General features: G+C 71.4%; 24 protein-coding genes. 18 read left to right on the top strand and 6 right to left on the bottom strand.

What is annotated here, in order from left to right; genetic code table 11:
• Nucleotide 1 precedes the first annotated feature (1 nt).
• From F4553_RS39025 to F4553_RS39015, 3 genes are read right to left on the bottom strand one after another with little or no spacing between them, the layout of a single operon-like run.
• Complete coding sequence (locus tag F4553_RS39025; RefSeq protein WP_184846629.1) at nucleotides 2-892, bottom strand: carbohydrate ABC transporter permease; 891 nt, start codon at nucleotides 890-892, stop codon at nucleotides 2-4.
• A complete protein-coding gene (locus F4553_RS39020; protein WP_312875554.1) occupies nucleotides 889-1,785 on the bottom strand; it encodes a carbohydrate ABC transporter permease in 897 nt (298 codons plus the stop codon). Before F4553_RS39020 ends, F4553_RS39025 begins: the two co-directional genes overlap by 4 nt.
• Nucleotides 1,782-2,597 carry an IclR family transcriptional regulator gene (locus tag F4553_RS39015; protein ID WP_184846627.1) on the bottom strand — a complete coding sequence of 272 codons (816 nt, stop codon included), beginning with the start codon at nucleotides 2,595-2,597 and terminating at the stop codon, nucleotides 1,782-1,784. Before F4553_RS39015 ends, F4553_RS39020 begins: the two co-directional genes overlap by 4 nt.
• Nucleotides 2,598-2,694: 97 nt before the next feature.
• Between F4553_RS39015 and F4553_RS39010 the strand changes: the two genes are divergently transcribed.
• The 8 genes from F4553_RS39010 to F4553_RS38975 all read left to right on the top strand — a co-directional run bounded on the left by F4553_RS39010 (nucleotide 2,695) and on the right by F4553_RS38975 (nucleotide 9,240).
• A complete protein-coding gene (locus F4553_RS39010; protein ID WP_184847496.1) occupies nucleotides 2,695-3,837 on the top strand; it encodes a mandelate racemase/muconate lactonizing enzyme family protein in 1,143 nt (380 codons plus the stop codon).
• Entirely contained in the window at nucleotides 3,834-4,730 is an 897-nt protein-coding gene (locus F4553_RS39005) for a dihydrodipicolinate synthase family protein (protein ID WP_184846626.1), read from the top strand. The genes F4553_RS39010 and F4553_RS39005 overlap by 4 nt, the downstream gene beginning before the upstream one ends.
• A complete protein-coding gene (locus F4553_RS39000) occupies nucleotides 4,727-5,425 on the top strand; it encodes an SDR family NAD(P)-dependent oxidoreductase (protein ID WP_184846625.1) in 699 nt (232 codons plus the stop codon). The genes F4553_RS39005 and F4553_RS39000 overlap by 4 nt, the downstream gene beginning before the upstream one ends.
• 5 nt (nucleotides 5,426-5,430) lie before the next feature.
• Nucleotides 5,431-6,390, top strand: a complete 960-nt coding sequence (locus F4553_RS38995; protein WP_184846624.1) for a sugar kinase — start codon at nucleotides 5,431-5,433, stop codon at nucleotides 6,388-6,390.
• A 56-nt stretch (nucleotides 6,391-6,446) separates the two neighbouring features.
• Nucleotides 6,447-6,911, top strand: coding sequence for a hypothetical protein (locus F4553_RS38990; RefSeq protein WP_184846623.1), 465 nt, complete (start codon nucleotides 6,447-6,449; stop codon nucleotides 6,909-6,911).
• 84 nt (nucleotides 6,912-6,995) lie between these two features.
• Nucleotides 6,996-7,316, top strand: coding sequence for a PadR family transcriptional regulator (locus tag F4553_RS38985; RefSeq protein ID WP_312875553.1), 321 nt, complete (start codon nucleotides 6,996-6,998; stop codon nucleotides 7,314-7,316).
• Nucleotides 7,313-8,311 carry a hypothetical protein gene (locus tag F4553_RS38980; RefSeq protein WP_184846622.1) on the top strand — a complete coding sequence of 333 codons (999 nt, stop codon included), beginning with the start codon at nucleotides 7,313-7,315 and terminating at the stop codon, nucleotides 8,309-8,311. Before F4553_RS38985 ends, F4553_RS38980 begins: the two co-directional genes overlap by 4 nt.
• Before the next feature lie 179 nt (nucleotides 8,312-8,490).
• Nucleotides 8,491-9,240 carry a hypothetical protein gene (locus tag F4553_RS38975; protein WP_184846621.1) on the top strand — a complete coding sequence of 250 codons (750 nt, stop codon included), beginning with the start codon at nucleotides 8,491-8,493 and terminating at the stop codon, nucleotides 9,238-9,240.
• A gap of 4 nt (nucleotides 9,241-9,244) precedes the next feature.
• On the opposite strand, the gene F4553_RS38970 is transcribed toward F4553_RS38975, so the two are convergent.
• On the bottom strand, nucleotides 9,245-10,471 hold the full coding sequence (locus F4553_RS38970; protein ID WP_221470655.1) for an aminotransferase class I/II-fold pyridoxal phosphate-dependent enzyme: 1,227 nt from the start codon (nucleotides 10,469-10,471) through the stop codon (nucleotides 9,245-9,247).
• Nucleotides 10,472-10,614: 143 nt separating this feature from the next.
• On the opposite strand from F4553_RS38970, the gene F4553_RS38965 reads away from it, so the two are divergent.
• The 5 genes from F4553_RS38965 (at nucleotide 10,615) to F4553_RS38945 (ending at nucleotide 16,952) form a co-directional block, all read left to right on the top strand.
• The gene (locus tag F4553_RS38965; RefSeq protein WP_184846619.1) at nucleotides 10,615-13,359 is read left to right on the top strand and encodes an AfsR/SARP family transcriptional regulator; all 2,745 of its coding nucleotides are present in this window, start codon (nucleotides 10,615-10,617) and stop codon (nucleotides 13,357-13,359) included.
• A gap of 44 nt (nucleotides 13,360-13,403) precedes the next feature.
• Nucleotides 13,404-14,411, top strand: coding sequence for a fatty acid desaturase family protein (locus F4553_RS38960; RefSeq protein ID WP_184846617.1), 1,008 nt, complete (start codon nucleotides 13,404-13,406; stop codon nucleotides 14,409-14,411).
• Between the two features lie 2 nt (nucleotides 14,412-14,413).
• The gene (locus F4553_RS38955) at nucleotides 14,414-15,028 is read left to right on the top strand and encodes a LysE family translocator (protein WP_184846615.1); all 615 of its coding nucleotides are present in this window, start codon (nucleotides 14,414-14,416) and stop codon (nucleotides 15,026-15,028) included.
• A 192-nt stretch (nucleotides 15,029-15,220) separates the two neighbouring features.
• Nucleotides 15,221-15,955 carry a methyltransferase domain-containing protein gene (locus tag F4553_RS38950; protein WP_184846613.1) on the top strand — a complete coding sequence of 245 codons (735 nt, stop codon included), beginning with the start codon at nucleotides 15,221-15,223 and terminating at the stop codon, nucleotides 15,953-15,955.
• A 61-nt stretch (nucleotides 15,956-16,016) separates the two neighbouring features.
• Nucleotides 16,017-16,952 carry a DUF2332 domain-containing protein gene (locus tag F4553_RS38945; RefSeq protein ID WP_184846611.1) on the top strand — a complete coding sequence of 312 codons (936 nt, stop codon included), beginning with the start codon at nucleotides 16,017-16,019 and terminating at the stop codon, nucleotides 16,950-16,952.
• A gap of 51 nt (nucleotides 16,953-17,003) precedes the next feature.
• On the opposite strand, the gene F4553_RS38940 is transcribed toward F4553_RS38945, so the two are convergent.
• Entirely contained in the window at nucleotides 17,004-17,288 is a 285-nt protein-coding gene (locus F4553_RS38940; RefSeq protein ID WP_184846609.1) for a hypothetical protein, read from the bottom strand.
• Nucleotides 17,289-17,541: 253 nt separating this feature from the next.
• On the opposite strand from F4553_RS38940, the gene F4553_RS38935 reads away from it, so the two are divergent.
• The 4 genes from F4553_RS38935 (at nucleotide 17,542) to F4553_RS38920 (ending at nucleotide 21,156) form a co-directional block, all read left to right on the top strand.
• Nucleotides 17,542-17,964, top strand: a complete 423-nt coding sequence (locus F4553_RS38935; RefSeq protein ID WP_184846607.1) for a nitroreductase family deazaflavin-dependent oxidoreductase — start codon at nucleotides 17,542-17,544, stop codon at nucleotides 17,962-17,964.
• Between the two features lie 87 nt (nucleotides 17,965-18,051).
• Nucleotides 18,052-18,498, top strand: coding sequence for a hypothetical protein (locus F4553_RS38930; protein ID WP_184846604.1), 447 nt, complete (start codon nucleotides 18,052-18,054; stop codon nucleotides 18,496-18,498).
• 184 nt (nucleotides 18,499-18,682) lie between these two features.
• Nucleotides 18,683-20,296 (top strand): ricin-type beta-trefoil lectin domain protein, encoded by a 1,614-nt coding sequence (locus F4553_RS41580; RefSeq protein ID WP_246467612.1) that lies wholly within the window; start codon nucleotides 18,683-18,685, stop codon nucleotides 20,294-20,296.
• 155 nt (nucleotides 20,297-20,451) lie between these two features.
• The gene (locus F4553_RS38920) at nucleotides 20,452-21,156 is read left to right on the top strand and encodes a DUF998 domain-containing protein (protein ID WP_184846602.1); all 705 of its coding nucleotides are present in this window, start codon (nucleotides 20,452-20,454) and stop codon (nucleotides 21,154-21,156) included.
• Nucleotides 21,157-21,245: 89 nt separating this feature from the next.
• Here F4553_RS38920 and F4553_RS38915 read toward each other — a convergent pair whose 3' ends face one another.
• Nucleotides 21,246-22,085 (bottom strand): tetratricopeptide repeat protein, encoded by an 840-nt coding sequence (locus tag F4553_RS38915; protein ID WP_184846600.1) that lies wholly within the window; start codon nucleotides 22,083-22,085, stop codon nucleotides 21,246-21,248.
• 154 nt (nucleotides 22,086-22,239) lie between these two features.
• On the opposite strand from F4553_RS38915, the gene F4553_RS38910 reads away from it, so the two are divergent.
• A complete protein-coding gene (locus F4553_RS38910) occupies nucleotides 22,240-22,977 on the top strand; it encodes an SAM-dependent methyltransferase (RefSeq protein ID WP_184846598.1) in 738 nt (245 codons plus the stop codon).
• Nucleotides 22,978-22,995: the final 18 nt, after the last annotated feature.

Below are 22,995 nucleotides of genomic sequence, written 5' to 3'. Positions count from 1 at the left end.
CTCAGCCCTTGACCGCGCCGGCGGTGAGCCCGGCGACGAGGTAGCGCTGCAGGATGACGAAGCCGATGACGACGGGGAGGGACACGACGAGCGAGGCGGCCATGAGGTCGGGCCACGCGGCCTGGAACTCCCCGAGGTAGGTGTTGACGAGGCCGGGCGGCAGGGTCTGCTTCTCCGGTCCGGCGAGGGTGAGGGCGAAGATGAAGTCGTTCCAGCCCCGGATGAAGGCGAACAGGCCGGTGGCGACGAGGCCGGGCAGGGATACCGGCAGCAGGATGCGGTGGATGATGGCGAACTGCCCGGCACCGTCGACCTTCGCCGCTTCCAGCAGCTCGTTGGGGATCGTGTCGAAGAACCCCTTGAGCATCCAGACGCACAGCGGCAGCGTGAAGGTGGTGAAGGACAGGATCAGCGCCAGGTAGGAGTTGAGCAGTCCATAGGCGCTGAAGACGAGGTAGAGCGTGATCAGCAGCAGTGCCTGCGGGAACATCTGCGACGCCAGGATCAGCGACATCAGCGACTTGCGCCCCCGGTAGCGGAACTTGCTGAAGGAGTAGGCGGTGTAGGCCGAGACGAGCACCGTGAGCAGTGCGGTGAGCGTCGAGACGATGAGGCTGTTGACGAGGTAGCGCCCCAGCACCGCGTTGTCGGCGAGGTTGGTGAAGTGCTCCAGGGTGAAGTGCTCCGGCCAGAACCGGGGCGGGAACTGGAACACGTCGTCGTTGGGGGTGAACGCCGTGACGAGCAGCCAGTAGACCGGCCCGAAGGCGAAGACCCCGATGACGGCGACGGTGATCCCGGCGACCCAGTTGCTCGGCCGGCGCCTGCGGGTGCGGGCCGGGGGCACGACCACGGTGGCGGTCTGCGCCGGGGCGTGTGCGGTGGCGGTCACGGTTGCTCCTCCCGTTCGGCGAACCGGACGTAGACGACGACCAGCACGAGCAGCAGCACGAGCCACAGGGCGCCGAGCGCACCGGCCCGGCCCAGGTCGAAGCCCTTGAACGCGGTGTCGTAGACGGCGACGGCGAAGGTGGTGGTGGCGCCGGCCGGGCCGCCGCCGGTGAGCACGTAGATCATGTCGAAGTGCTGGAAGTTCCAGATGATCTCCAGCAGCACCACGATGCCGATGATGCCGCGCAGGTGCGGCAGCGTGACGTGCCAGAACCGCCGCAGGACTCCCGCGCCGTCCATCCCGGCGGCTTCATGCAGGACGCTGGGTACGGTCTGCAGCCCGGCCAGGAGCATCACCATGATCCACGGGAAGCTGGCCCACGACTTGGCGACGATCACCGCCCACATCGCGGTGTCGGGGTCGCCGAGCCAGCTCACCGGTTCGGCGATGAGGCCGAGCCGGACGAGGATGCCGTTGAGCAGCCCGTAGTTGGCGTTGAAGATCCACAGCCAGGCGAAGGAGACGACGACGCCCGGGATCACCCAGGGGAAGAGAAAGGCGCCGCGCAGCACCGCCCGCCCGGGCAGCCGGGTGTTGAGCGCCAGCGCCAGGGCGAAGCCGAGGATGAAGGGGACCAGCGTGCCCAGCGCCGTGAAGACGAGCGTGTTCCACAGGACCGGCCAGAACTGGTCGTCGAGGACGGCGCGGAAGTTGTCGAGCCCGACGAACTCCCGGCCCTCCTGCACCAGGCTCTGCTCGAACAGGCTCGTCGTCAGCGACCCGACCAGCGGGTAGAGGACGATCGCGCCGAAGAGCACGAGCGCGGGCAGGGTCAGCAGGAACCCGAAGGTCTTGTTGGACAGCGGTCGCCGCTCGACGGTGGGGGCGGTCACGATTGCCACACCTCCGCGTAGCTCTGCTGCGACGGCACCCGCGCCGGACCGTGGTAGCCGAGGCCCATGCTGATCGAATCGGCGGCCTCGATGACGGCGCGGGCGAGAACCGCTTCCCGATTCTGCAAGTCGATTGCAGAAAGTGGGCCCGAGACCGAGAGCGCTGCGACCACGGCGCCGGATCCATCGCGGATCGCCGCAGCGACGCAGGCTCGGCCCAGTGCCAGCTCCTCCACCTCGCTCGCGTAGCCCCGCGCCACGGTCTGCGCGATCGCCTCGTCGAGCGCGGCGTGCGTCGTCACCGTCCGGGGGGTGTATGCGGGCAGGTCCTCCAGCAGCACCCGCCGCTCGGTCGGGCTGAGCCCGCTGAGCAGGGCCTTGCCCAGGCCGGTGGAGTGCAGCGGGTTGCGCTGGCCGGAGAGGACGAACGGCCGGGGCGCCGAGCGGCCCTCGAAGTTGAGCAGGTAGAACAGCTCGTCGCCGCGGCGGATCGCGACGTTGGCGCCGAGTCCGAGTTCCGCGGCGAGGTTCTGGGCGACCTGGCGGGCCTCGCGGTGCACCGGGTGGCTGTTGAGCACGGCGCCGCCGAAGGAGACCATGTCCAGGCCCAGGCGGTAGAGGCCGCTCACCGGGTCCCGGTCCACGAAGCCGGCCGTCTCCAGGGTCGCCAGCAGCCGCGACGCGGTCGACAGGGTCAGGCCGACGGCGCTCGCCACGTCGGAGACCCGCAGCTCGGCGCGCCCGGCTGTGAACACCCGCAGGACCCCGAGCGCACGCTCGACGCTCTGGTTGCTGCTCGTTTCCGAAGCCATGTGAGAAAACCCCTCTGGATATTGCTTGCGCGATACGGCAAGGTATCCCGTATGTTGCAAGGCGTCAACCAGTGAGCGGGAGCAGCTTGTGAAAGTGATGACCGTCGAGTCCTATGTCGTCAAGCTCCGCCCACCGGAGGCGTACCTTGGGGCACGCCCGGACGGGATCATAGAGAAGGACGCCTATTACCTGCGGCCGCCGTGGCGCAGCCTCTACTCCGACCGCTTCGAGTCGCTGCTCGTGCGGATCGGTTGCGACGACGGCAGTTACGGCTGGGGCGAGGCGCTCGCACCCGTCGCGCCGGAGATCCTCCAGGCGATCGTCGACCGGCTCCTCGCGCCCGTGCTCCTCGGCCGCGATCCCCGCCGGGTCCGGCCGCTGTGGTCGACCCTCACCGGTCTCATGCGCGAACGCGGGCACCTCGTCGGGCACCAGGCCGACGCCCTCGCCGCCGTCGACATCGCGCTGTGGGACCTCGCGGGCAAGGCGCACGGCGTACCCGTGCATGCTCTTCTGGGTGGTGCTTTTCGGGATGACATCCCGACCTATGTCTCGGGGCTGCCCACGCCGACCGACCAAGAGCGCGCGGCGCTGGCCCGGCGGTGGACCGACGGCGGCGTGCGCGCGATCAAGCTGCACCTGGGCCACGGGGTGGCGAGGGACCTCGCCACCTTCGACGCGGTCCAGGCGGCGCACCCGGAGCTGCGGGTCGCGGTCGACGCGCACTGGGCCTACCCCCTCGGGGACGCGCTGCGCCTCGGGCGAGGGCTCGACGAGCGCGGTGCCTGGTTCCTGGAGGCGCCGCTGGTGCCCGAGGACATCACGTCGCACCGCGAGCTCGCCGCCGCGCTGAGCACGCCGGTCGCGGTCGGCGAAGCGATGCGCAACCGCTACGAGTTCCGCGAGTGGCTCACCGCCCGCGCCGTGGACCTGTGCCAACCCGATGTCGGGCGCACCGGGATCACCGAGGCGATGGCGATCGCCGAGGTCGCCGCCGCGCACCACCTGCCCGTCGCACCGCACCACTCCGTCGGCCTCGGCGTCGCCGTCGCCGCCGGGCTGCACGTCAGCGCCGCCATCGACGACATGCCCGCCTTCGAGTTCCAGCCTGGGACGATGGCGGTCGCCAGCCGGATCCTCACCGCCCCGATCGTCGGCGGACCGGTCAGCTTCGCTCTCCCCCACACCCCCGGCCTCGGCGTCGACGTCGATGTCACCACCCTCACGGAGGAACCATGACCCGCTCGACCGACGTACGCGGACTGATCCCGGTCCTCGCCACCCCGTTCCTCGCCGACGGCGACCTGGACCTGCCGTCGCTGGCGCGGCTGATGGAGTTCCAGGTCGCCTCGGGCGTGGACGGGGTCGCCACCTTCGGCTTCGCCAGCGAGGGCTTCACCCTGACCGCCGCCGAGCGGGCCCAGATCCTGCGGACCATCGTCGACGTGGCCGGACCCGACCTGCCGATCGTCGCCGGGGTCGGCGCGACCGGCACCCGCGACGCGATCGACCAGACCCGCGCCGCCGCCGCCAACGGGGCCAGCGTCGCGATGCTGCTGCCGCCCTACATGGTCAAGCCCAGCCCGGCCCAGATGGTCGACTTCTACGGCGCCGTCGCCGCCGCCGGCGGACTGCCGATCATGGTGCAGGACGCGCCCGGCCCGACCGGCGTCAACATGCCCACCTCGCTGCTGATCGAGCTGTCCAAAATCGACGGTGTCGACTCGGTGAAGGTCGAGACCCAGCCCACCGCGCCGAAGGTCGCCGCCGTCCACGACGGCACGACCGACGACTTCCTCACCCTCGGCGGGCAGAACGCCCTGTTCCTGCTGGAGGAGTACGCCCGCGGTGCCGTCGGCACGATGCCCGCCTGCGAGTTCCCCGACCTGCTCGTCCCGGTCCTGCGCCAGTGGGCCGCGGGCGAGGCCGCCGCCGCTCGCGCCGCCTTCGCCCGGCTGCTGCCGCTCATCCGCTTCGGCCTGCAGCCGGGCATCGCGTGGTCCATCCACAAGCACGTGTTGGTACGCCGCGGCATCATCGCCACCGCCACCGTCCGTCCCCCGGCGGTCGACGCCGACGCCGCCTCCCTCGCGTGGCTCGACGACATCCTCGCCGACCTGGGGCTGGTGTGACCGGCCGGGGCGTGCTCGTCGTCGGATCGAGCTCCCCGATCGGGCAGGCGATCACGGCGTCGTTCGCCGACGGCGGCGACACCGTCGTCGGCGTCTCCCTCGCGGGCGCGGCCGACCTGCACCTGGACTGCGCCACCGACGCCGGTGCGCAGTCCGCCGTGCGGGCGGTGATCGACCGGGCCGGGCACCTCGACGTGGTGGTCCTCGCCGCCGCCGTCATGCCGGTCGCGCCGATCACCGCCACCACCGACGCGCAGTGGCACGCCTCGTTCGACGCCGTCCTGGGGACCGCCTTCGCGGTCTGCCGGGCGGCGATCCCGCTGCTGCCCCGCGGCAGCGCGATCGTGGCTGTGAGCTCTGTCAACGCGACCCTCGCCGCACCAGGACTGCCCGCCTACGCGGCGGCGAAGGCCGGGTTGGAGGGGCTGGTCCGGCAGCTCGCACTCGAGTACGGGCCGCACGGGATCAGCGTCAACGCGGTCGCACCGGGCTACATCGACGACGGCGGCAACCCGGACGCGGCCGCCGGTTACCCGGCCGGGCGGACCGGGCGGCCGCACGAGGTGGCCGCCGCGGTGCACTTCCTCGCCGGAGCGGGGTTCGTCACCGGCGCGGTGCTGCCGGTGGACGGCGGGCTGTCGATCGCGTCCCCGGCCGCGTTCCTGCGCGACGACCTGCGGGCCCGGTGGCTGTGACCGGCGTGATCACGGACGGCCTCGATGTCGTCGGGTTCGGCGAGGCGATGGTGCTGATGCAGCCCCCGATCGGCGCGGATCTGCGCTCATCGGCGCAGCTCGGTGTGCATGTCGCCGGGGCCGAGCTCAACCTCTGCGCCGCTGTCGCACGGGTGGGGCTGGCGGCCGGACTCTGCAGCCGGGTCGGTGCCGATCCGCTCGGCGAGCGGGTGGCCGACCACGCCCGGGCTCTCGGGGTCGACACCGGCCTGGTCCTGGTCGACCCGGACCACCCCACCGGGCTCTTCCTCAAGGACGTGCGGCCGGACGGGGAGCGGCGGGTGCACTACTACCGGCGCGGTTCGGCGGCGTCCACGATGGACTCCGCCGACGCGCGGCGGCTCCTCGCCGCCCGCCCGGCCGTCGTCGCGGTCTCCGGGATCACGGCGGCGCTGGGTCCGGGGCCGCTGCGTGGCGTACGCACGCTGCTGCGGGAGGCCCGCGCGGCCGGAACGGCGGTCGCGTTCGATCCCAACCTCCGCCCGGCGCTGGGTGACCTCGACGGCCAGATCGCGCTCGCCCGCGAACTGCTCGCGAGCGCGGACTACCTGCTGATCGGGGTCGAGGAGGCCGAGGCGATCCTCGGCACCGCCGACCCCGCCGCGGTGTTCCGGGCGGCGTCGGCGGCCGGGGTCGGGGAGACCGTGCTCAAGGCGGGCGCGGACGGCTGTTACCACGCCGACGGTGATCGCATCGTCCACCTGCCGTCCGCCGCGTCCACCGTGGTGGATCCGGTCGGCGGCGGCGACGCCTTCGGCGGCGGTTACCTGGCGGCCCGGCTGCGCGGTGCGTCCCCGGCGGGTGCCGCCTGGCTCGGCAGCCGGCTCGCGGCGGGGGTCGTCGCTGCGGCCGGCGACACCGACGGGCTGCCCGACGGGGCCACCGCCCGGGCGCTGCTGGCCCGCGTGGTACCGCGGAAGTCGTAGGGCCGGTCGATCCATGGCGGGATGTTCGGCAATCTGTCGATCAATACGTTGACACCATGGCACAGAACACGCACACCAGGCTGATCCTGGCGGTCGCCACCACCGCGGTCATGCTCCTGACCACGGCCGGCCCCGCCGCCGCGTCGGTCGACGACAGCTTCGGCACCTCGTCCAACATCCCCAGCGGCTGCTCCAACCCCAACACGCCCGCCGCGTACGCCGAGTTCGTCGACTACGGCCCCGGCGATCCGGGCAACAGCGCCAACAACGACGACTACGTCACCCTGACCGACATGTGCGGTGACGGCGTTGGCGTGCAGGTGAACGTCGGCCTCAACGGCGTCTGGCTCGGCGGCAAATACAACGGGCTCGGCCACGGCAAGACGGTCTACTTCGACCCCTTCCCCAACGGCAACGTGAAGGGCGGCGACGGCATCAGCCTGCAGGTCTGCTCCCGCAACGGCCCGTGGGCACAGGCGTACAACTGCGCCTTCTACGACAGCGTGAGCATCGACGGATAGACCCGCGGGCAGGGGCCGTCCCCGCGCCGATCCCTGCCCGATAGGCGGATGCCGACACTTTCTCTACCTAGATAGAGTTATCGGGTGACCCGGAACCGACGACCATCCCCGCAGACGGTGAGCGTGCTGCGCGCCCTCGCCGACCAGCCCGCCACCTGGCGATACGGCTACGAGCTCGGCCAGGAGGTCGGCCTCAAGGCAGGCTCGCTCTACCCCATCCTGATCCGCCTCTGCGACCGCGGCCTGCTCGACGCGGCCTGGGAGACCGAGCCGCCGCAGGGGCGCCCGCCGCGCCACCTCTACCGGCTCACCGGCGCGGGCGAGCAGCTCGCCGCCGAGGTCGCCCGCGACAGCGCGCCCGCCGCGGCCCGCGCGCCGCGCGCCGAACTGCGAGGTGCGTGGTGACCCGAGATGCCGCGAGCATTCTCCTCGACGCCGCGATCCGGCTGCTGCCGCCGAGCCGCCGGGACTGGGGCCGGGCGATGCGGGCCGAGCTGGCCGAGCTCGCTCCCGGTCCGGACCGGCGGAGCTTCGCCCGGGGGTGCGTCCGCGTGATCGCCACCCAACCGGCCACGCTGCGCCACGCCGGATATTCCCTGCTCATGCTCGCCGCTCTCGCCACCGTCGCGGTGTGGAGCACCCGGATCGCCTACGCACCGCTGCACTGGGGCATGGTGGCCCTCGTGACCCTCCTCGTCGCGGTCTCCTGGCTGGGCCGGCGCCCCGGACTCCTCGGCCCGGTCCGCGACGACGGTCCGGCGAGGCTGGTGCGAGCCGGCGGCTACCTGCTCGTCGGCGCGATGACCGCCGGTTTCGTCGCCTCCGCCGCCACCAAGGGCAACGCCGTCGAGCAGGCCGCATACGGGGTGCCGATCTTCGCCGTGGCGCTGACGAGCTACCTGCTCGGCTTCCTGGCCCTGACCGCCCATCGCACGGCGGCAACCGCCCGGGTCCTCGTCACCGGCGCCGGAGCGGGCACGGCCGCGGCTGCACTGTGGACGGTGCTCGCCTTCGCGGTGCCGCCGATCCCGACCGAGGTCGGATTGGCGCTCGTGCTGACCCTGATCGCGACGGCCCTCGCGGCCGGGGGCAACGCGGGGCACCGGGGCAGTCCCGCACACGCCCTGCTCGCCGGGCTCAGCGCCGGGATGGTGTCGGCACTGCTGATCTTCGTCTCGGTGGTCGTGCTGTCGAGCTACGGCCCGGACAGCCTCATCCCGAACCTCGTACCGGCCGCGATCACTCCGGCTGACAACCTCGCCAACAGCCGGATCGAGATCCAGGATCCCTACGTGGCGATGCTCTTCGTGTCCAGCCTGCTCGCCATCGTCCTCACCGCGGCGGGCCTGGCGACACGCCGCTCACCGCTCCGCTCCGACCTGGCGGGAGATCGCGTCTGACGCGGAGAACCAGACGCGATCTCCCTCCATGATCGCGTCTGGTTCTCCGTATCCGACGTGATCGATCCAGCCCTCGGCCCCTGCGCGGCAGACCATGCGGCGCAGGGGTGGGAGCCCGTGACGGGATGTGCGACCCTGTGCGGGTTGTCGATATAGACCGTGTGGACCGAGGAGTCGCCATGCCGCGTTCGACCTTCAGCGTGCCCATCCGCATCGTGCTCGGCCTGCTCGGTGCCGGGTCCTTCGGCGCCGGGGTCCTGGCGGTCTTCCGCACCGAGAACGGCACAGGGGCGGCGGTGCTGCTCGCCTTCGGCGGGATCCTGCTGGTGCTGGCGATCCTCGGCAACCGCATCGAGGAGATCGAGTTCGGGGGCGCGAAGCTGAAGGTGCGGCAGGCTGCCGACCTCTTCGCCGCCGCCGCCGAGGCGGAGCGGGAGGGCGAGACCGAGGAGGCGGCCCGGCTGCGGGCACAGGCCCAGGCGCTGCTCGACGCGACGGCGCCGATCGCCTCGGCATACAGCGAGATCCGCGGTTCGCAGGCCGCGAGCCGGGAGCGGGTCGCGGCACTGGAGCGCGTCGTCGACCAGGCCCGCAAGCTCGCGGTCACCGGGAGGTTCGAGGCGGCGGAGGTGTCCCGGCTGCTGCGCGAGGGCGCCAAGGAGCAGCGGATCACAGCGATAGGGATGATGCAGGGCAACGCCTCGCTACGCGACTTCGAGGCGGTCCTGGCGGCGCTCGCCGATCCGGCGTCCCCCTTCGAGCAGTACCACACGCTGCGCCTGATCGACCTGATGGTCGACGACCTCGACGCGGTGCAGCGGGACCGGGTCACCATCGCCGTCAAGAAGGCGCGGGGACTGGCATTCCGCCGCGACACCGACCGCTGGGAGCTCAGCGAGGCGATCCTCCGGCGCGTCGCAGCGTCCTGACGGGTCAGGCGATGCGGAGCACGCCGCGGTCGGCGAGTTCGGTGAGCACCCGGCAGAGCTCGTCGACCTGCTCGTGCGTGTGCGCGGCCGTCAGCTGCAGCCGGAACCCGGTCTGACTGCGGGGGACCAGCGGATAGGCGGCCAGCGTGGCGTAGACACCCCGCTCCCACAGCAGCTCCGACACCTCCGCCAGGTCCCTGCCCTGGGCCACGAGCAGCTCGACCACCGGCGTCGACCCGACGTTGGGCGTCACCGCCCCGAGCGACCGCACATGCTCCAGCACCCGCACCGACAGGGCGTGCAGGTGCGTTCGCAGCGCCTCTCCCCGGCGTTCGTTGACGTCGAACCCGGCCAGCACGCTGGCGAGCGACGCCACCGGCGACGGTCCCGAATACAGGTAGGGCGCCGCCGTCACCTTGAGGTGCTGCTTGAGCTCGGGAGAAACGGTCAAGAACGCCAACAGCGACGAGTACGCCTTGGAGAACCCCCCGACCAGCACGATCCCGTCATAACTCTCCCCGACGTGCCGCACGATCGCGTTGCCCCGCATGCCGTAGGGGCTGGGCTCGTGCTCCGTCCGCTCGCCGATGATCCCGAATCCGTGGGCGTCGTCGACGTAGAGCAGCGCGCCGTGCTCACGCGTGACCGCGGCGAGGGTGACGAGGTCGGGCACGTTGCCCGTCATGCTGTTGACCCCGTCGAGGCACACGATCCGGGGTTGATCGGCTGGTGCCGCGCGCAGCATGTCGGCGAGGCGGTCCGGGTCGTTCTCCCGGAACCGGTGCATGGTGGCCCCGTTGACCTGCGCGTGGCTGGCGCCGTCGAAGATCGTCTTGTGGGCCTGCGCCTCGACGAAGACCGTCCCCGCCCCCGCGAGCGCCGGCAGCACGGAGAAGTGGATGTGCGTGATCGTCGGCAGCACCAGCGTCTCGGGTGCGCCGAGCAGCTCGGTCAGCCGCTCCTCGATGTCCGGATACAGCCGCGGGTTGCCCAGCAGTCGCGACCAGCTCGGATGCGTACCCCACCGGCGCAGCGCCACCCCGATCGCGTCGATGATCTCCGGATCGAGGTCGAAACCCAGGTAGTTGCAGGACGCGTAGTCGGTCAGCCAGCGATCGCCGATCCGGATCCGCCGCCCGTCGATCTCCTCGATGACCGCGTCGAACATGGTGGTCTCGCTCAGCAGTCGATCAAGCTCGCTGGTCGACGGCGCATGGATGCCCGTGGACATCGGATAGCTCCTCAGTCTGTCGGCGACATGGCGAAAGAATGCCCCTAATCTATCCTTTTGCCGAGCTACGCCCGGGCCCTTCACCGGGATTGGCCGAAGTCGCCGGGGCACGGGGACGGGGACAACCCATCTAATATCGATCGGTGAGCGAGTCGGGGGTGGAGTTCAGGCTGCTGGGCCCGCTCGAGATGCGGCTGGGCGGGCGGCAGGTCGACCTGGGCCACGCGCGGGGGCAACTGGTGCTGGCCGCGCTGCTGACCGACGCCAACCGGACCGTCTCCGTCGACCTACTGGTGGACCGGGTCTGGGGTGACAGCCCGCCGGTGTCGGCCCGCAACACGCTGCACAGCTACCTGTCCCGGCTCCGGCACACCCTCGCCGGGGCCCCGGCGGTGCGGATCGACCGCCGTAAGGCTGGCTACCTGCTCGACGTACCCGCAGCCGCCGTCGACCGCCTGCGGTTCGAGGAGCTGCTGCGGCAGGCCTTCGCCGCCGAGGGGCGGCAGGCGCTCGCGCTCTTCGACAACGCCCTGGCGCTGTGGCGCGGGGACGCCTTCGCCGGACTCGACGCGCCCTGGCTGGCCGGGCTGCGCGGCGGCCTGTCGCAGCAGCTGCTCGCCGCGAGGACGGCCCGCAACGAGATCGCCCTGCACCTCGGCGAGCACGAGGCGCTGCTGCCCGGCCTGACACTGATGGCGACCCAGCGCCCCACCGACGAGCGCATCGCCGGGCAGCTCATGCTCGCGCTGCACCGCAGCGGTCGGTCCGCCGAGGCGCTGGAGCACTACCGGTCCGTCCGCGACCGGCTCGTCGACGAGCAGGGCATGGATCCCGGAGCCGAGCTGCAGAACCTGCACCACCGCATCCTCAGCGCCGACCCGGATCTGCACCGCAGCCCGCAGCAGAGCTCGCCGAAGCCCCGCCAGCTGCCCGCCCCGCCCCGGCTCTTCATCGGCCGGCAGGAGAGCCTCGCGGCGCTCACCCGCTCGCGCCGGGTCACCGGGCTCGTCGCGATCACCGGACCGGGCGGCATCGGCAAGACCTGGCTGGCGCTACGCTGGGCCGAGGAGCACCAGCGCCAGTTCGGCGACGGCGTCGTCTACCTCGACCTGCACGGATACGGTCCGGCGAACCGGCCGCTGCCGACCGAGACCGCGCTGCGGGTGCTGCTGGAGGCGCTGGGCGCGGCCGGTCCACCGCTGACCGGCGGCGTCGACGCGCTGGCCGCCCACTACCGCAGCGCCATCGACGGGCGCGACGTCCTCGTCATCCTCGACAACGCCCGGAGCCTCGACGACGTGCTGCCGCTGCTGCCCGGCGGTGCGAGCTGCTTCACGATCGTCGTCAGCCGCGACCGGCTGCCGGGCCTGGCGGTCCACAACGGCGTACACCCGATGTCCTTGCCCGGGTTCGACGACGACGACGCCGGCCGGCTGCTCACCGCGCACCTGGGCGAGGCTCGGGTCGCCGCGGAGCCGGCGGCGGTCGCGGAGCTGATCGGCTACTGCGCGGGGCTGCCACTGGCACTGGCGATGCTGGCGGCCCGCGCGGCGAACAGCCCGCAGCTGCCGCTCGCCGCGCTCGTGGACGAGCTGCGCGACCTGTCCGACCGACTGGACGGGCTGCACACCGGCGACGTCTCGATGAACCTCGGCCTGGTGTTCCAGCAGTCCCGTGACGCCCTGCCGGCCTCGGCCGCCGACCTGCTCGACCTGCTCGGGCTCGCCTTCGGAGCCGAGGTCGGCCTGGCCGCCGCGGCGAGCCTCGCCGGGTGCTCGCTCCCGCAGGCGCGGGCTGCGCTGAGCCGGCTCGTGCAGGCCCACCTCGTGACCCAGTCCGGCGCGGACCGCTACCGCCTGCACGACCTGGTCCGGCTCTACGCCTCGCGCCGGGCCGCCGAACTCCCTCACGCCGTCCGCGACGCTGCCCTGCGGCGCCTCGTGAGCTGCTACCTGCACACCTCGCACCACGCGGACCGGCTCACCGACCCGTTCCGGCCCGACATCGCGCTCGCGGCGGCGGAGCCCGGCACCCACCCGGTCGTGCTCGCGACCCCGTCGGCGGCGTCGGCGTGGTTCGCCGCCGAGATCGGCAGCCTGCACATGGCCCAGCAGGTCGCGACCGACAACGGCTGGGACGACCTCGTCTGGCAACTGGCCTGGTCGGCGACGAGCCATCGGCGCAGGCAGGGCCACAACGGCGACAGCATCGCCGCCTGGCTCGCCGGGCTCGACGCCGCCCGGCGGCTCGGCGACCCCGCCGCGATCGGCACAGCACAGCGCTACCTGGGCTATCTGCACTCCATGCGCGGCGACAAACGCGCCGCGCGACAGCTGCTCCGCGATGCGATCGGTACGCTCAGCGGGCTCGACGACCGCCGCGGGCTGGCCGTCGCCCACTACCTGCTGGGCACCATCGCACCCCGCGACTGGCAGCACCACCTCACCGAAGCCCGCCGCCTCTTCGAAGCCACGGATTCGCCCACCTGGGTGGCGTGCTGCCTCAACACCCTCGGCTGGCGCAACGCGGCTCGCGGCCGCTACCGGGAGGGCCGGGAGCTCTGCGAGCAGGCCCTGGTGCGGTTCACCGCCGGCGGCGACGACCAGGGCCGGGCCGCCGCCTGGGAGAGCCTCGCGGTCATCGCCCAGCGCACCGGCGACCACGACGAGGCGGCGCGCTGCTTCCGGGCCGCGTCCGACGTCTTCGACGGCTGCGGCAACGTCGTGGAGTCCGCCGCCATGCTGGTCGGGTTCGGCGACGCCAAGCAGCTCACCGGGGACCTCGACGAGGCGCGCGAAGCCTGGCGCCAAGCCCTGGGCACCTACCTCCAGCAGCACGCGGCGGAGGCGGCGGCGGACGTGAGGAGGCGGCTGGCCAGCCATTCATGAAATCTCCAAGGAACCGCCATCCCGGCGGTTGAACCATCGGCCACATGATCGGGTGGCACAGGTACAGATTCATTCCCGCTGTCGACGAAGGCATGCGGCAGCTCAACGTTCTCGACAACTGGCACGGACTGGTGGCGTACACCCGCGATGTCCTGCTTTTGATCTTGTCTGTGGCCGCATGCGTGCGGCTGAGCTGGTGGTGCTATCCGCTGGCGCTGATCGTGATCGGCTCGCGACAGCGGGCCTTCTCCAACCTGCTGCACGAGAGCGCGCACGGCACGCTCGCCGCGAACCGCAGGCTCAACCTGATGCTGGGCACCGTCTGCGCCGCCTATCCGATCTTCCAGCTCCACTTCGCCTACAAGCACAGCCACGTCACGCGGCACCATCCCCACCTGGGCGACCCGGCGGCCGACCCGGACCTCCGCCACCACCTGGAGCAGGGCGTCTACGGACCGGCGACGACGCGGTTCCGCCTGCTCGTGGCGCCCGCACTGGGGTCGAAGGTGGCGCCCTACCTGTGGCACCTGGTGCGCGACCGGTTCCTCGGCAGCGCGCCCGACACGGTGCTCAGCCCGGCCTGGCGGCGGCGGATGCGCCGGGACCGCATCGCCTTCCAGGTCTTCTGGCTGATCGTGCTCGCCGCGTGCGCGGCCACCGGGAACCTGACGGCGCTGCTGCTCTTCTGGATCGTGCCGTTCCTGACGGTCTTCCAGGTGATCGGGTGGTACATCGAGCTCGCCGAGCACACCCCGCTGGCGCTCGTCAACGACGTCGACCTGCACATGACCCGCAACCGCCGCAGCCGGGGCATCGAGCTCTTCCTCACCGGCACCTACGCCGACAACCTGCACCTCGACCACCACCTCGACCCGCGTACGCCCTACTGGAACCTGCGGGCCGCACGTCGGCTCCGGTTGGCCGACCCCGGGTACGCCGCCGTCGACGCCGGTTTCGGCGGGCTGTTCCGCAAGGGACCGCAGGGGCAGCCGAGCGCGCTCGCCGCCGTCCTGCGCGACCTCGACCGGCTCCCCGCCGAACTGCGGCGCTGACCATGGACCAGCTGTTCGCGGCGTTCCTCGTCGCCGCGCTCGTCATCTGCGTCACGCCCGGTCCGGACATGGTCTACGTCATCTCGTTCGGTGTCGCAAAAGGACGGTCGGGTGGTGTCGCGGCGGCGTTCGGCATCGCCCTCGGGATGCTCTTCCACACGCTGCTCGCCGCGTTCGGGGTGGCTGCCGTGGTGTCGCGCTATCCGGTGGTGCTGATCGTGCTGAAGGTGATCGGGGTGGCCTACCTGTGCCGGCTCGGCTACACGCTGATCCGGGACCGGTCGGCGCCGCTGGTGTCGGCCGCCGGGCCGCCGAGGAGCCTGCTGCGGATCGTGTTCTCGGCGGCGCTGGTCAACATCACGAATCCGAAGATCTTCCTGTTCTACCTGGCGTTCCTGCCGCAGTTCACCTCGGCGGACGCCGGGCCGGTCTGGTCGCAGCTGCTGGTGCTGGGAGGCGTCTTCGTCCTGATGGGCTTCGTGACCGACGGCGTGGTGGGGCTGGTCAGCGGTGCGCTGAACGCCCGGCTGGCGGCCGGGACGGCGCTGGTCCGGCGGGTGAACGTCTCGTGTGGACTGATCATGTTCGTTCTGGCCGGGGTGATCGCGGTGGGCTGACCCCGGCGACGGCACGCTTTGCCGCACGGCGCGGCGCCGATAGCACCAACTCTTCAAGAGTTGCGGCGATCTTGGCGCGCCCCTGAACTTTAATGCTGATCACACGGCGTGTCGGAGTTGATCCTGACATTGGTTGCACTTTTCGCGGCGTGTCCAGCATTAAAATTCAGGGGGCGTGCTGGAGTTGACCATGTGACGGACACCTACAGCGTCACCGCTGAGTTCTACGACCTGCTCCAGGCCACCCAGTTCCTCAGGACCGCCGAACGGCTGCTCGACCGGTGGCTGGGCACGCCGCACGTCGGCATCCTCGACATCGGCGCCGGGACCGGGCTCGCCACCTGCCTCATGGTCGGTCGAAGCGACGTCACCGTCCACGCCGTCGAGCCGGCCGCGGGGATGCGCTCGGTCATGCTCAGCCGCCTGGCCGGCCGGTCGGAACTGCTCAGCCGGGTACGCGTACACGCGCGGGGTTTGCAGGATCTCGGCCTGTCGGGCGTGGCGGACTTCGCCTGGTGCCTCAACACGATGGGGAGCCTGAGCCGGGCCGAACGCGCGGCGGGGCTCGCGGCGCTGGCGACCGCGGTGGTACCCGGCGGAACCCTGGTCGTGCAGCGGCCGCCCGCCGAACCCGGCGCCGAGCGAGCCGATCTGCCGTCCTGGCAGCTCGGCGGCGACCTCTACAGCGGCGAGGTGGCGTGCGTGCCGACGGGGCCGGAGCTCGTCGAGTGGCGGTTCACCTATCGGGTGGCGCGCGACGGGATCCTGATCCGGGAGGAGTCCGAGACGTTCGCCGGGCACCTCGCGACCGAGGCGGAGTTCGCGGAGCAGCTCGCCGCGGCCGGGTTCGCACCGGTCGGCACCGACGAACCCGACGTCGTGATCGCCCGCCGCATCAGGGTCCGGCCAGCCACTCCCGCAGGATAGAGGCTGCACGGGTTGCCTGCGTCATAGCGGCGGCCGCGAGCGCGGTGCCATCATCTCGGACATGACGACCGCCGATCGCTACGCAGGTTTCGCCGTCCGGGAGGCACGGGGCGTGTCGCCCGTCTATGAGCGGCTGTCGCTGGCGGTCTCCCGCGACGAGGAGATCCTCGGCCTGCTCGACACCCTTCCGGAGGCGAAGCGGCAGCCCAACCTGCTCTTCGGGGTCGTGCGGCTGCTCGGCGGCCCGGTGGAGGAGCCGGACGCGTTCCACGACCACGTGGTCGAGCACTGGGCGGCGATCGCGGCGGAGATCCGGGTCCGGGCCACGCAGACCAACGAGGCCGGCCGCTGTGCCCTGCTGCTGCCGCTGCTCGCCCACCTGCCGCAGCCGCTCGCCCTGCTGGAGGTCGGCACGTCCGGCGGGCTGTGCCTCTACCCCGACCGCTACTCATACCGCTATGGCGAGCACACGATCGGTGGCGGCGAGCCCGTCCTCGACTGCGAGCTCGCGGGCCGGGAGCCGCCGGTCGGCATACCCCACGTGGTCTGGCGGGGTGGGTTGGACCTGAACCCGCTCGACGTGACCGACCCCGCGGACGTCGCGTGGCTCGATGCCCTGATCTGGCCCGAGCACGCGCACCGGCGCGCCCGGCTGCGGGCGGCGGCGGCGATCGCGGCGGCCGACCCGCCGCTGCTGGTGCGCGGTGACCTCGTCGACGACCTGCCGGCCCTCGCGGCGCAGGCTCCGGCCGACGCGACGCTGGTCGTGTTCCACACGTCGGTGCTCTATCAGGTCGCGGCGGCGCGGCGTCACACCTTCACCGAGGTGGTACGCGGACTGCCCGGCCACTGGATCGCCAGCGAGGCCCCCGACGTGCTGCGTTACGAGGGGCTGCCGGAGCCGCCGGACGCGTCGTTCCACAACGTGCTGGCGCTGGACGGCACGCCGCTGGCCTGGACGAAGGGGCACGGCCAGGCGATGACCTGGTTCGCCTGACCGGACTGCCGGCGGCGGGAGCGCCGGTGTCGGCGCTCCCGCGAGACATGCTCAGAAGCAGACGCTGCGTACCTCGATGCCGAGCAGGGTGATCGTGGCACCGCAGGTCACCCCGCCGTTGAGCGACGCCAGCACGCCCTCCAGCGGCACGTTGGGCACGCACTCCAGCCCGTTGCCGGAGACCGTCCCCGGGTACTGGACGGCGCCCAGGCCGGTGGTCACCGTGATGATGCAGGGACTTCCGGGGTTGTACGCCGACGCAGCCGTCGTGGCGATGGGCGCGGCGACAGCGGCCACGCCGAGTGCGGCGGCTGCCAGTAGATGGCGGACCTTCATTGTCGACTCCTTAGATCAGGGAACTCGCATCCTTGGCTCCGGTGCGAGCTCAACCTAGATCTGGCCACGCCGGGACACGTAGCCGTCGTTCCACAGCGCGGAACACTTCCTTTCGTCGAAACCCGGCGTCGGCCGCGCCCGCCACGAGTGCCCGCGCCGGCCGCCGAGATATCGTAGGGCCGACCTTGTTGCTTTTGGACCGTTCCATGCCTGGGTGGCCGTGAATACACGGGTGCCCGACCGAAGGAGAATCATGGCGCATGACGCGAACGCCTGGAACCGCCGGATCATCGAGGAGTTCCGCGCCAACGAGGGTCGCGTCGGCGGGCCCTTCGAGGGCGCGCCGATGATGCTGATGCACCACATCGGAGTCAAGTCGGGCACGGAGCGGGTCTCGCCGCTGGTCTATTTCCCGCAGGAGGACGGCCGGATGGTGGTGATCGCCTCCGACGGCGGCGCGCCGGCCAACCCGGGCTGGTATTACAACCTCAAGGCCAACCCGAAGGTGACCGTCGAGGTGGGGACGGAGACCTTCTCGGCGGTGGCGGAGGAGATCGCCGGCGAGGCTCGGGAAGCCCTGTGGCCGGCCCTCGTGGCCGAGCGGCCGGGGTTCGGCGAGTACCAGGCGAAGGTCACCCGGACGATCCCGGTCTTCGCTCTGACCCGCCAGGACTGACACCCGGCTGTCAGGCTTGGGTTCGTCACGAGCCCAAGCCTGTCTCCATCTGTGCGCGCCGCAGTTCGGCGGTCTAGCATCCGGTCCATGACCGACCTCGACGCGACCACCGCGGTCCCCCGCCCGTTCGACACGGTACGCGTGCTCCTCTGGCTCCAGGTGGCCGCATCCGTGCTGGTCCTGGGCGTGGCCGCGCTGCTCGCCATCGCCGCGGTCCCCTACGGCGGTCTCCACTTCTACCCCTTCGACCCCACCGGTCCGGGGCTGGTCGACCCCAAGGACGTGCTCCCCGACGTGTGGATCGCCGACGCGGTGGCGATCCCGGTGATCACCTATGGCGTCGTCGGCTCCCTCGTCTCCGCGGTGCTGGCGGCCTGGGGCGCTCTGCTGCTGGCCCTGCCCCCGGCCCGACGGGAACTCAGCCGTCGGCGGCTGGTTCTGCTGGCGCTCGGCACGGTGCTGCTCGCCGCGCACGCGGTCGTGGTCCTCGGCACCGGGTTCGGCCACGACCTCGGCACCTGGCTGGCCGACTGACAGCGGTGTTGTCGCGAGGGCGGCACGGGTCAGTGCCACCGCTTTCATCATGACGTGAAGAAATACGGATCGAAGTCATTGACGGTCCCCGGCACCGATGTAACCCTAAGGTGTCCTAATAGTTTAGATGGCTTCCTAATCGATGAAGATGAGGCGGCCAGACCCTCTGGGGAGGGACTCCGCGATGGCACAACGCTCCCGTCTACGACTCCACGCGATCCTCGCCGCGACGACCACGGTGGCCGTCGTCGTCGGCGGCCTGGCACTGACCGGCGGCACCGCCCTCGCCGCCGGCACCGGCCAGATCACCGGCTACGGCGGCAAGTGTGTCGACGTCGCCGGCGCCAGCCCGGCCAACGGCACCGCCGTGCAGCTCTGGGCCTGCAACGGCAGCACGGCACAGCAGTGGACCGTCGGCACCGACGCGACCGTCCGAGCGCTCGGCAAGTGCCTCGACGTGGCCAGCGCCGGCACCGCCAACGGCACGAAGGTGCAGATCTACGACTGCAACGGCACCAACGCCCAGAAGTGGACCGCTTCCGGGGCGACCCTCGTCAACACCGGCTCCGGCAAGTGCCTCGACGCGACCGGCCCGAGCTCGGCCGACGGCACCCTGCTCCAGATCTGGACCTGCGGCACCGGCGCCAACCAGCAGTGGACGCTGCCCACCGGCCCCGCGCCCAGCCCGTCGGCGTCGACCAGTCCCCCACCGGCGAGCGGCTTCACCCACCCGGGCGTGCTCGTCAGCCGCCCGCAGCTCGACTTCGTCAAGGGACGCGTCCAGGCCGGTGCCCAGCCCTGGACGAGCGCGTACAACGCGATGATCGGCAGCCGGTACGCGTCGCTGTCGCGGACGCCGCTGCCCCGCTCGGTGGTCGAGTGCGGGTCCTACTCGAACCCCAACTACGGCTGCACCGACGAGCGCGAGGACGCGATCGCCGCCTACACCGACGCGCTGGCCTGGTACATCACCGGCAACGCGGCCTACGCGCAGAAGGCGATCCAGCTGATGGACGCCTGGTCGGCGGTGATCACCTCGCACACCAACTCCAACGCGCCGCTGCAGACCGGCTGGGCGGGCTCCGTCTGGCCGCGTGCCGCCGAGATCATCAAGTACACCTACGGCTCCTGGCCCAACTCCGGCCGCTTCGCCACCATGCTGCGCAACGTCTACCTGCCGGTGGTGCGCAACGGGTCCAACAGCAACGGCAACTGGGAACTGTCCATGATGGAGGCGGCCGTCGGCATCTCGGTCTTCCTGGAGGACCGGGCGGCCTACAACTCCGCCATCGCGCGCTACCTCAACCGGGTCCACGCCTTCGTCTACCTCACCACCGACGGCGCCCTGCCCTACACCGTGCCCGGCAGCGGGCTCACCACCAGCAGCCAGATCATCGGCTACTGGCAGGGCCAGTCCACTTTCGTCAACGGCCTCGCCCAGGAGACGTGCCGCGACTTCGTCCACACCGGCTACGGCATCTCGGCGATCTCGCACGTCGCGGAGACCGCCCGGATCCAGGGCCAGGACCTCTACCCGCAGGTCGGCGAGCGGCTGCGCCAGGCGCTGGGCTTCCAGTCGACCTACGAGCTCGGCACCGCGGTGCCGTCGTGGCTCTGCGGCGGGTCGGTCAACCGGGGCCTCGGCCCGGTCACCGAGGTCGGTTACAACGCCATGCACAACCGCCTCGGGTACGCCATGGCGAACACCCAGACCCTCACCAACCAGCAGCGTCCGGCGGGCACCAACAACCTCTTCGTCGCGTGGGAGACCCTGACCCACGGCGACAACCCGTCCTGACGGATTCCCATGTGTGCCCGGACGACTGCCCTCGGCCGGGCACACATGGGATGGACCGACAGCTCCGCAATGCGGAAGAATGCCAAGCACCGCAGGTGCGAGTTCACTGGGTGTTGCGGGTTCTTCTGCCGGCTCGAGGAGCAAGGACGTCTCCCATGGCGACACGAACGCACCTGGATGCACTGACCGTCCGACGTCTGCGCCGCGGCGTGGGCACCATCGCGATCATCCTCCCGATCGCCGTCACCATCGGCAACTCCGTGATCCAGGGGAAGTTCACCCTGCTGGGCTCGGTGAGCGGCGCCTACCACAGCGGCATGCGCGACTGGTTCGTCGGCAGCCTGTGCGCCATGGGCGTGTTCCTCATCTGCTATCGGTACGCCAAGCTCGACGACTGGCTGAGCACCATCGCGGGCACGGCGGCCATCCTGGTCGCGCTCTTCCCCACGAAGGCTCGCGGCGAGGCCTCCACCGCCGACCTCTGGATCTGGTGGATCCACCTCGCCGCCTCGGTGATCATGTTCGCCACGCTGGCGGTGTTCTGCTTCTTCGTCTTCACCCGCACCTACCGGGGGATACCCAAGCAGGAGGCACCCGGGCCGAAGCGCAAGCGCAACGCCATCTACATCGTCTGCGGCTGGGCCATCATCGGCGGCCTCGGGCTCGGCGCCGGGCTGAGCGCGATCCTGCCCCACGACATCGAGGTCGCCGTCCAGCCCCTCTTCTGGGGCGAGTCCATCGCGATCTGGGCCTTCGGCACCGCGTGGCTGGCGAAGGGCGACGCCATCATCCGCGACAACGCCGGCGAAGATGTCCTGCCCGAGGTGGGCACCGAGACACCGGCTGTCGGCATAGGCTGACCGCCCGAGCCCGTCTCGCCGAGACCTTGATCGTGCACGCCGGGGAACGTTCGCGAACAGCGGGCGGTGCTCGGCACGTGCGGCAGTGCTTACGGCGCCGGGTGCAGATCTGTCCAGGTGCGGGTGGGACCACGCCAGGCGTCGAGGATCTCGCGCGCCTGCTCCAGCGGGGCGGCGACCAGGCAGCGCTGCTCGCCGCTGAGCTCGGCCCGCCGGTGGTTGACGGTGCCCTCGCTGCAGCACTTGCAGAGGATCTCGCCGTTGCCCATCGGCTCGAAACCGAACCCCAGCGCGCCGAGCCGGTCGGCGAGCTCGTCGAGGTCGCCCTGCCCGGTCACGGTGACGGTCACCGCCAGCGTGGCCAGGTCGGACGCCTCGAAGAGGACCAGTTCGTCGAAGACCCGGTAGGTCTGCCCGTCGATCACCCGATCACCCTTGGGCTCGCCGTCATGGACCACGATCTCGCCGTACCGCCGGGAGGTGTCGAAAGGGACATTGACCACCCGCGCGCGGGTGGGGCAGAGCCGCTCGACCCAGACGACCTCCTGGCCGTCGGTGCCGGTGATCCGCACGCAGGCGCGGCCGAAACGGCCCTCGATCGGGCCCTCGCCCGGCGGCATCGTGATGCCGAATCCGGCCCAGGCGTCGCGGGCCGTCGCCCAGTCGCGCTGGATCGTCGCCGCGATGCCCAGGTTCCAGAACGCCGGATCCTGCCGGCCGCGGGGTGCGTTCGCCGCGGCGAGAATCCCCAGCCGGTACGCCTCGGCCCAGTTGCGGAGGAACTTCTGCGCGAGCGCGGCGTCGTACCACCAGTCGCCGACGCGCCGGTCGTTCGGGGCCTCGATGGCGAGCCGCTGATAGAGCGCCGCGCTGCGCATCCAGTCCTGCGCTTCCCACGCGACGCGTGCCTGCTCCACGAGCTCTTCCATCCTCGGTCCCTCCGCCTGCGCGTCCACCCCGGCCAGGCCGACGGGTTGCGCGAGTCACGAGAGTACCGGCATCAGCCGACATGCGGCGGGACCACCTGGATGGCGATCGCGGTCTGTCGTAGTCTCGCTCGAAGCCGAGCTGAACGGAGCACACATGACGGAGCCCGAGGCCCCCAGTACCGCCCGCATGATCGACTATTGGCTCGGCGGTGACCGCCACTACCCGATCGATGTCGCGGCGGCGACCGCGTTCGAGGGCGCCTACGGCCCGTGCGCGGAGATCTTCCGGTCGCTGCGAGCCTTCTCCGGCCGCGCCGCCCGGCACATCGCCGCGAGCGGCGTCGACCAGTTCCTCGTCTTCGGCGCCGGCATCCCGGCCCAGGGCAACGTGCATGAGGCGGTCCCCGGCGCGCGCGTGCTCTACACCGACATCGACCCGCAGATCGTCGCGCTCGGCAAGCAGACCCTCGCCGGTGTCTCCGATGTGGACTATGTGCTGGGCGACGCCGCCAACCCGGCCGGGATCGATCGGGCGACGCTCGACCGGGTGCTGCCCGATCGCGACGACCGCCCCGTCGGCCTGGTCTTTCTCGGCCTGGCCGCGTTCCTCGACGACGCGGCACTGGCGAGCGCCTTCGACGCCATGTTCGACGCCGTCCCGCCCGGCAGCGTGCTCGCCTTCGACTTCGACGCGATGGAGCTCGCCGATCATCCCGAGGCGCTGGCGATGATGGGTCCCGGCTTCCACATGCGCGAGCCGGAGTCGTTCGGCGCCCTGCTCGGCCGGTGGACCCCGACCGCGGACGGCATCGTGCCCGTCGCACGCTGGCGCCCCGACGGCACGCCCGAGGAGGTCCCCGACGCCTTCTGGGGCGGCCTCGCCACGAAGTGACCCTCGTCGCGGGCCCGG

Origin of the sequence: Allocatelliglobosispora scoriae (genome assembly GCF_014204945.1) — a bacterium.
Lineage (GTDB): Bacteria > Actinomycetota > Actinomycetes > Mycobacteriales > Micromonosporaceae > Allocatelliglobosispora > Allocatelliglobosispora scoriae.
Note: the sequence above shows the minus strand (reverse complement) of the source record. Positions and strands in the feature narration are given on the sequence as shown.

Bases quoted from the DNA above. Each gene is read 5' to 3' on its own strand.
- F4553_RS39010 (WP_184847496.1), top strand. From the start codon at position 2,695: ATGACCGTCGAGTCCTATGTCGTCAAGCTCCGCCCACCGGAGGCGTAC.
- F4553_RS38945 (WP_184846611.1), top strand. From the start codon at position 16,017: ATGACGACCGCCGATCGCTACGCAGGTTTCGCCGTCCGGGAGGCACGG.
- F4553_RS39015 (WP_184846627.1), bottom strand. From the start codon at position 2,597: ATGGCTTCGGAAACGAGCAGCAACCAGAGCGTCGAGCGTGCGCTCGGG.
- F4553_RS38915 (WP_184846600.1), bottom strand. From the start codon at position 22,085: ATGGAAGAGCTCGTGGAGCAGGCACGCGTCGCGTGGGAAGCGCAGGAC.
- F4553_RS38930 (WP_184846604.1), top strand. From the start codon at position 18,052: ATGACCGACCTCGACGCGACCACCGCGGTCCCCCGCCCGTTCGACACG.
- F4553_RS38990 (WP_184846623.1), top strand. From the start codon at position 6,447: ATGGCACAGAACACGCACACCAGGCTGATCCTGGCGGTCGCCACCACC.
- F4553_RS38975 (WP_184846621.1), top strand. From the start codon at position 8,491: ATGCCGCGTTCGACCTTCAGCGTGCCCATCCGCATCGTGCTCGGCCTG.
- F4553_RS38935 (WP_184846607.1), top strand. From the start codon at position 17,542: ATGGCGCATGACGCGAACGCCTGGAACCGCCGGATCATCGAGGAGTTC.
- F4553_RS38955 (WP_184846615.1), top strand. From the start codon at position 14,414: ATGGACCAGCTGTTCGCGGCGTTCCTCGTCGCCGCGCTCGTCATCTGC.
- F4553_RS38910 (WP_184846598.1), top strand. From the start codon at position 22,240: ATGACGGAGCCCGAGGCCCCCAGTACCGCCCGCATGATCGACTATTGG.
- F4553_RS41580 (WP_246467612.1), top strand. From the start codon at position 18,683: ATGGCACAACGCTCCCGTCTACGACTCCACGCGATCCTCGCCGCGACG.
- F4553_RS38970 (WP_221470655.1), bottom strand. From the start codon at position 10,471: ATGTCCACGGGCATCCATGCGCCGTCGACCAGCGAGCTTGATCGACTG.
- F4553_RS38940 (WP_184846609.1), bottom strand. From the start codon at position 17,288: ATGAAGGTCCGCCATCTACTGGCAGCCGCCGCACTCGGCGTGGCCGCT.
- F4553_RS39005 (WP_184846626.1), top strand. From the start codon at position 3,834: ATGACCCGCTCGACCGACGTACGCGGACTGATCCCGGTCCTCGCCACC.
- F4553_RS38960 (WP_184846617.1), top strand. From the start codon at position 13,404: ATGATCGGGTGGCACAGGTACAGATTCATTCCCGCTGTCGACGAAGGC.
- F4553_RS38920 (WP_184846602.1), top strand. From the start codon at position 20,452: ATGGCGACACGAACGCACCTGGATGCACTGACCGTCCGACGTCTGCGC.